The 1,876-nt window shown below is 53.0% G+C and carries 3 protein-coding genes; 1 reads left to right on the forward strand and 2 read right to left on the reverse strand.

Going from position 1 to position 1,876, the window contains the following annotated elements; genetic code table 11:
• Positions 1–36: 36 nt before the first annotated feature.
• Positions 37–180 (reverse strand): hypothetical protein, encoded by a 144-nt coding sequence (locus IEX36_RS17395; protein ID WP_188760859.1) that lies wholly within the window; start codon positions 178–180, stop codon positions 37–39.
• Between IEX36_RS17395 and IEX36_RS17400 the strand changes: the two genes are divergently transcribed.
• A complete protein-coding gene (locus tag IEX36_RS17400; RefSeq protein ID WP_188760860.1) occupies positions 179–1,090 on the forward strand; it encodes an IS1595 family transposase in 912 nt (303 codons plus the stop codon). The genes IEX36_RS17395 and IEX36_RS17400 overlap by 2 nt on opposite strands.
• A gap of 10 nt (positions 1,091–1,100) precedes the next feature.
• On the opposite strand, the gene IEX36_RS17405 is transcribed toward IEX36_RS17400, so the two are convergent.
• Positions 1,101–1,826 (reverse strand): hypothetical protein, encoded by a 726-nt coding sequence (locus IEX36_RS17405; protein ID WP_188760861.1) that lies wholly within the window; start codon positions 1,824–1,826, stop codon positions 1,101–1,103.
• Positions 1,827–1,876 lie beyond the last annotated feature (50 nt).

Below are 1,876 nucleotides of genomic sequence, written 5' to 3' on the forward strand. Positions count from 1 at the left end.
TGAAGATTATCCCCTTGACACAAGGTAAGGACATTGCTATCCTTTCTTCACTGAAGGCTTGTTGAGTCTTTCCACCTCTGTTTTCAAGTGTTTGACGATCTTCGGGTGGAAGACATGATGAATCGCTTCCTCGGTGGTCATCTCCTTCGGGTGTTTCTTCGGTTTGGGGGTTTTAGCCATGCAAGCACCTACGCTTTTTGAAGTTCTGAGAGAGTTCGGCAACGATACATCGTGCCGGGAATACCTTGAGGCTCTGCGCTGGCCGGACAGGGTGATGTGCCCTCGTTGCCAGTCTGAGAAAATCTCCCGCGTGTACGACCGGAATCAGTTCGATTGTGACTCATGCCGCTATCAGTTCTCCGTTCTGGCCGGGACGGTATTTCAGGATACGAAGCTCCCCTTGCCTACATGGTTTGCCGTCACCTATTTGATGTGCGAGTCCAAGAAGGGCATTTCCGCCAGCCAGCTCAAGCGGATGGTTGGCGGCAGTTATAAGACCTCTTGGTATCTCTGCCACCGTATCCGTGCGGCCATGAAAGAGGCCAACCCGCTGCCGCTTTCTGGTGTGGTCGAAATGGATGAAACCTACGTGGGCGGCAAGCGCAGGGGGAGCGGAAAGAAAGGGCGTCCGGGTCGCGGTGAGGCTGAGGTCGTGTTCGGCATCAAACAGCGTGGCGGAGAACTCCGTTTTTTCCACGCTGAGGATTGCAAGTCCGGCACGCTGGCGAAGTACATCAAGGAGAATGTCAGCGGTGACGTGGACGTGATTATGACGGACGAAATGATTTCGTATCCTCACGCTCTTGACCGTGCAGGACATTCTCGCGCGAAGCACAAGACTATCAAGCATCGGGACGGCATTTACGTGGATGGCGACATTACTACCAACGGCATCGAATCTGCCTTTAGCTTGCTGAAGCGGGGCATCGTGGGAACGTGGCATAAAATCAGTGCGAAACACCTCTCCGCTTATCTTGATGAAATGCAGTTTCGATTCAATAACCGTCAAAATCCTTACCTCTTCCGTGACACCATGCAAAAGCTCATTGAGACTCCGGTATTGGAATATAAGAACCTCATTGCGGCATAGCCTATGGATACTATCCTGCCAACTCTAAGGCAGAGCATTTGATACAGGCGGCAACGGATTCGCGGGGAACGTTGTCGATCCTTCCGAGTAGATGGACGATCTTCTCTCCACTGGGTAATTCCTCGGTCGCATAATCTAGGCGATAAGATGCGGCGCTGGTAGTTGCTTTGAGGTATTCAAGCCATCGAGAGACGGGATCGGACTCCAACCGAACTTGATCCGAAAGCTGCGGAGAAATCGCCGTGGATGCCATGAGCATTGTGCCCGCCAAAGTGCAGAGCGCCTTGCATTGCGTATCGTATAGCCTCCACTTGGTTACACCCTGAGTAGTCTGAAATTGTGCCGAATACTGGAAAGAACCGATGGCGTTGAATTTTTCGGAAAGATCGCGCCAATCTGTGGGCGACACCCTATGCGCGATCTCCTGCCGTATCGCGATCTTTTGGCTTTCGAGTGCCGCTATTGCTTCCTGACCGAGCCTCTCGACCGTCTCGTTATGGAGGAGAAAGGGAGTTCGTAGCAGATGCCAAATGGCGAATCCGCCTAGAACGATGCCTGAAGCGACAATGGCTACCTTGAAAGTGCCCCATGCGGCGGGGTCGTGAGACCTGAGCATAAGCACGTAGGTGGCCGCCGATACCAAGGTGGAGGCTAGCAACTCCTGCCTCCAAGTGCTGTAACATTCGTGCAGGAACGTAGCGAAGAACTGTCGCATGTAGGCAATGGAACTCTGCATCCCCCGGATGGTCTCATTGGAGACCACCTTGCGTCAAGGGGATAATCTTC

It is taken from the genome of Edaphobacter acidisoli, assembly GCF_014642855.1.
GTDB classification, from domain to species: Bacteria; Acidobacteriota; Terriglobia; order Terriglobales; family Acidobacteriaceae; genus Edaphobacter; species Edaphobacter acidisoli.

What these genes read in the sequence shown, in the direction of transcription:
- IEX36_RS17400 (WP_188760860.1), top strand. Translation starts at nt 179, where the DNA reads ATGCAAGCACCTACGCTTTTTGAAGTTCTGAGAGAGTTCGGCAACGAT.
- IEX36_RS17395 (WP_188760859.1), bottom strand. Translation starts at nt 180, where the DNA reads ATGGCTAAAACCCCCAAACCGAAGAAACACCCGAAGGAGATGACCACC.
- IEX36_RS17405 (WP_188760861.1), bottom strand. Translation starts at nt 1,826, where the DNA reads ATGCAGAGTTCCATTGCCTACATGCGACAGTTCTTCGCTACGTTCCTG.